We start from the raw sequence: 5038 nt of genomic DNA, 5'->3' as shown, positions 1-5038 counted from the left end.
TGTAGGTTCTCGCTGCCGGTGGCATTCTTGCATGTTGCGACCTGCGATCTGTCGCTTTGTCTCACGGCATGGCCACCACACTCTGTCTCAAATCTCTGGCATCTCAATCCATCACGAAGCGAGGCGGCCCTGCCGCGTCGGGTGATCAGGACGCTTTGAGGCCCATGTCAGGAGTGATTGGGGTACACCAGGAACGTTGATCGGGGATTTACGCTGGCACCCTCACCGTTCAGCCCCATCCTGTAAGCGGATCGGCAACCGGTCTTGGTGGAGTGTCCGGGCACGCTCATCCAGAGCAGCTACCTACCCGCTCAGGTCGACGGATTCGGAGGGCTTGAGATCACGATCCACCAGTGACCGGTACAGATCAGAACTGTTTATCAGTGCGGAATGTGGCCCGTGTGCTGCGATCTCGCCGTCGGCGAGCACGATGATTTCGTCTGCCGATATCACCGTCGACAGCCGGTGCGCAATGATGATCAGGCTTTTCCGCTCACGCAGTGCAGCGAGCGCGTCGCCGAGTAGCTTTTCGTTTTGCGTGTCGAGGTTCGACGTGGGCTCGTCCAGAAGCACGATCGGGCAGTCGGACAGCAGTGCCCGGGCGACGGCGATTCTCTGCCGCTCTCCCCCGGAAAGGGCACCACCTCGATCACCCACGGGTGCATCCAGACCGCCCGGCAGTTGGCTCACGTGGTCCTTCAGGTTCGCGGCCTCGAGTGCCGCCCAGAGCTGTTCCTCGGTGGCCACAGGGTTTCCGATCAGCAGATTATCTCTGACCGTGCCGTGCAGGACCGGGGCGTCTTGCTCGACGATCGCGAAGGCTGACCGAATCTTCTGAGTTGTGAGGCGGCGGTAGTCCTGTCCGCCGAGTCGGATCGCCCCGGTCGTCGGCTCGTAGAACTTGCCGATCAGTGACAGGAGTGTGGTCTTTCCTGCCCCCGAGGGCCCCACGATCGCCGTTGTCGTCCGATACCCGACGGTGAACGAGACGTCCTTCACGACAGTCCGGTCGCCGTACGCGAAGGATACGTGGTCGAACTCGAGCGTCGGCGCCAACGAATCATGCGATTGGCGGTGCGGCGGTGTCTGCGGCGGAAGAACGACGGCGGGGTCTTCCTCGGCGTCGAGGGCGAGGGTGGTCTGGACGCGTTCGAATGAACCGAGGGCCATCCGGATGGAGATGACTCCTTGGAACAGGTTTGACAGCGGGAAGAGTGCGTACATCGTGAAGAGGAACATCGTCACCAGGGTCCCCAGCTGCAGTGAACCGTTCGCGACACGGACACTGCCGATCAGCAGGATCAGCAGAAACGAACCCGAGGTGGACAGGCGAATGATGGGGGTGGCGAGGGCGGTGAGGCCGGCGGACCTGAGGCCGGCGTCGTAGGCCTTGTGCGCGGCCGAGGTGATCGCCGCCTCCTCGCGCGCCTCCGATCGGAAGATGCGGATCGTGCGGATGGCCGAGATGGCGCGTTCGAGGTTGGACGAGAGCTCACCCACCGCCATCTGTTTGTCTTTCGCGGCGCGCTGGATACGGGACAGCGCGAGACTCGCTCCGCCGAACGCGATCGTGGTGACGATGAGGGCGACCACGAAGAGCAGCGGGTCGAGATAGCACATCACCACGGCCGCGACCGCGACCGCGAGGACGCCGGTTCCGATTTCGACGAGGTTCTTCGGTATCTGGCTGAGCAGGGAGATGTCGTTCGAGACCTGGGAGAGAAGATCCCCGACCCGGGCCCTGCTCAGATGCTCTATGCGCAGCCCCAGGATGTGCCTGGCGAATCGTTCCCGGGTCGAGAGGACCAGTTGCTCACCGACTCGCTCGAGCAGGTATCGGCCGACCGATTCCAAGGCGCTGTGGGCGAGGAAGATCGCAACGAGGATCAGTGCGGGGAGCAGCACCGGCGACGAGGACGAGATGTTGTTGACGATCCGACCGGCGACAAGTGGTTGCGCGAGCCCGAGGGCGGTGGCCGCGATGGTCACGGTCGTCGCGATGAACATCCGCCCGCGCCATTCGCGCAGGTACGACAAGACGTGTGAATAGCGGGTGAGTATCATGCAATCTCCTGCGCGGATTCGGATTCGGATTCGTGAGAGTCCCACCCGTAGTGCTCAGGGACCGTCATCAGGCGGCAATAGGAGGTCAGCTCGCCGATCTCGGCAACGATCCGACCTTCGGCTTCGATCCAGGCGTGGGCACGAAACGGCGGCGCCGACGGGATTCCCGAGCACCACATCGGCCAGATTCCCGCCGTGCGCAGCAGCAAACACGTTGCGATCGAGCGAGGTAGGCAGCCGAATCTTCCGGCACATGTCGCGTCGCTTCGGACCACCGCGAGTAGGGCGTGTTCCGCTTCCTCGTACGTTGCCGGACGTGAATGTTTGGAGAGCAAGACGAGAACGCGCTGAAGCTGGGCCGGGGGAAGCTTCCCGAGCCGTTTCGCGATGATGACGCTGATGCGTGCCTTCATCCGGACGATCGGCGGGGTGCGACCGTCCGCGATGGTGTGCATCGTCATGTCCGAGATGACGGGGCGATCCCTTTCAAACTTCATGGTTCACCAGCCCACTGTCGGTGAGCTGCCCCAGGTAGCGAAGGAGGTCTGTCCGGTCCTGGTCGACCGATGTGTCGTAGAGTGCATGGATTCGTTGCGCCGCGAGCTCGATATCGTTGGTCTCACGAAGCGCCGAGACCATGTCCGCCGCGACCTCATTGATCTGGAAGTAGGCGCCGGACTTCTGATCGAGAATCACGGCTCCGTACTCAGTTCGTGTGAAAGACACTGAACTTCGCAGCATCATCCCCTGCTTTCATGTTTAGGCTGACAACCGGCTGGTTCCGGCGTTTCCGGCTGTCGTCAATGATCGAAGCCACGCCTCACAGGCCACCGTCATTGCGAGGTCGTTGTTGTCGAAGAGTGGCGTATCCGGTTGCTGCAGAAGCGGTTGCAGCTTCTGCGGATCGACGATTCCCACGTCGACCAGCAACGAGTCGGCCATGTATTCGCGGATCGCTTTGGCGTTCCGCAGAAGCCCGTAGGCCTTGTCGGTGTTGTGAGCTCCCTTGGTGGTGCGCCGCTGGACACTGCTCGGCAGAATGTCCTTGAAAGACGCACTGAGCAGGGGTTTGTATTGATAGGGATTCATCCGGTCTTCGATTCGCACCGCCAATGCCGCATCGATGAGGCGGTCGTCGAGGAGCGGAGCTACAACAGGAAGGCCACTATGGGTGGCGGCGATGTCGCTGAGACCACGCACTACACCTGATATCTCGTAGATGCTGCTCAACTCCATATGTTTGCCTGGGGTTCTTTCCAGTGAATCTATCTCCGGGTGGTCGTGAACTCGGGTGAGTATCGACTCCCGCGCCTCGTCGCTCATCCAGCCCGGAAGGATGCCCTGTGCACCCCACGTCATCATCGCCGCGTGAAAATTGCGGGACTCCGACGAGAGATATCGCTGTTGGATCCATGATCGGTAAGGACCGGGGCGCATGAATTGTTGTACCGCGGCCGTTCGCTTCCACCGATACATCGATCGGTAGGCCCGCAGAAGTGCGAGCGCTCGCATGGGGCTGGAGGCAAAGAGGTCCCGGCACAATGCGGCGTTCGGGATGAACACTTGGTCGCCGCCGTAGCCGGTGAAGTGCACCTGGGAGTTGAGACCTCGCGCGAGGTCCGTCACTGTGTTCAGCCTGCTATGACTGCTGATCGCGATGCTCGGCTCGTCGAGCCTATATGCCGCAGCTGCGGCCAGGTCGTCGTACTCGAGGGGCAGTTGCTCGGGCTGGAGGAAGGTGTGGCTGTCGAGCGACAGATGGGAGGTGAGCTCTTGTGCCCAACCAACATCCGAATTGAACTCGTCACGGCTGACCGATGTAAGCCCATGCAGCGCTACAGAGGAGTCGCCGCGTCGATTTCTATGGTCCAGCGTTGCAGTGATGGCGGCTGAATCCAGACCACCAGAAATCTCGCACGTCGCCACGGACCGGCCTGCGAGATGGATATCGAGTACCTCGATCGTTGCGGCCGCGACCGACAGTGCGCCGTCGTCGATGCTGGTCTGCGCATCGGGCGAGTGCCACCACCGGTGGATATGCGGGGACGATGTCTCGCTGAGCGACAGATAGCTGTGGGGTGGAACCGAGGCGACACCCGTCCAGCAGCTGATGTCGGGGAACGGATGCTGCAGTGGCTGGAGCAGCCGCATCGCGACGGACGTCGGGTCGATTGAGAGTTCACCGAGGTCGGCGATCAGGCGTGCCCGGTTGGACACCACAGTGGTATTTCCCAGTCGGGCGTGGAATACACGATGCAAGCCCGACGCCGTGCCCTGCACCCGGAGGCGTCCGTCGACTACCGCGATCACCCAGTACTGACCGGAGAGTCTGCTCGAATAGTGGTCGATATTCTGGACGGAACGCGCGCCCACCAGGATTCTCTCCAGCGATCCGGCCGGGACTTCCTCGGGCCCAATGGCTATGAGAGCGCCTTCGCGGACGGAACCCATGCTGAGGTTGACGTGGGCAAGTTCGACGTGGAGGTGTGTGTGAGGTCCGCACCCCGGGAGGGGGATCGTCTGCGCGTCTGGAAGATGCTCATGGATGACCCTCCGATCGAATTCACCATGGGTGATAACGAACGAATCCAATCTGCCAACCATGAGCACCCCCTGTTGCGCGTGTTAGTTGAACAAACCCACCCACTCAGCCCACCAGACGCCTCCGCCCGAAGTGATTTCGGAGAAGCTCCCGCGGCTGAGCAGCGTCGGAGACATGTATTCCTTCTTGCCCATTGGTTTTCCCTCCCTTCAACTGATGAGTTTCGCACCATCCGTTGTGTCCAAAAGGAACCGGACAGTCGGAATATTAGCGACAGAAGGCCCCTCATCAAATGGTTGCGGCATCTTAGTGGTCTGATCCGTTAATTCGTCGGGGGTTGCTGCCAGGCGGTGGGGTCGGCGAGGTAGAGCCCGCAGGCGCAGTCGAGTGCGTCCTCGGGGGTGCCAGCGAAATCGCCGTTAGGCAGGACCG

At 61.7% G+C, this 5038-nt stretch carries 5 protein-coding genes; all 5 read right to left on the bottom strand.

The annotated features are described in order from the left end of the window. Window positions 1-303 precede the first annotated feature (303 nt). The gene (locus WAW17_RS23360; protein ID WP_422335285.1) at window positions 304-2064 is read right to left on the bottom strand and encodes an ABC transporter ATP-binding protein; all 1761 of its coding nucleotides are present in this window, start codon (window positions 2062-2064) and stop codon (window positions 304-306) included. Further along, entirely contained in the window at window positions 2061-2525 is a 465-nt protein-coding gene (locus WAW17_RS23355; protein WP_422335284.1) for a lasso peptide biosynthesis B2 protein, read from the bottom strand. Before WAW17_RS23355 ends, WAW17_RS23360 begins: the two co-directional genes overlap by 4 nt. A 25-nt stretch (window positions 2526-2550) precedes the next feature. Beyond that, window positions 2551-2760: a PqqD family peptide modification chaperone gene (locus WAW17_RS23350; RefSeq protein ID WP_422335283.1), complete on the bottom strand. Its 210-nt coding sequence runs from the start codon at window positions 2758-2760 to the stop codon at window positions 2551-2553. A 63-nt stretch (window positions 2761-2823) separates the two neighbouring features. After that, window positions 2824-4515 carry an asparagine synthase-related protein gene (locus tag WAW17_RS23345; RefSeq protein WP_422335282.1) on the bottom strand — a complete coding sequence of 564 codons (1692 nt, stop codon included), beginning with the start codon at window positions 4513-4515 and terminating at the stop codon, window positions 2824-2826. Between the two features lie 174 nt (window positions 4516-4689). Beyond that, window positions 4690-4800 carry a lariatin family lasso peptide gene (locus WAW17_RS23340; RefSeq protein ID WP_422335281.1) on the bottom strand — a complete coding sequence of 37 codons (111 nt, stop codon included), beginning with the start codon at window positions 4798-4800 and terminating at the stop codon, window positions 4690-4692. Window positions 4801-5038: the final 238 nt, after the last annotated feature.

The organism is Rhodococcus sp. (in: high G+C Gram-positive bacteria) (assembly GCF_049286785.1).
Lineage (GTDB): Bacteria > Actinomycetota > Actinomycetes > Mycobacteriales > Mycobacteriaceae > Rhodococcus_F.
The sequence above is the reverse complement of the archived record's forward strand: the minus strand, read 5'-3'. Positions and strand labels throughout refer to the sequence as shown.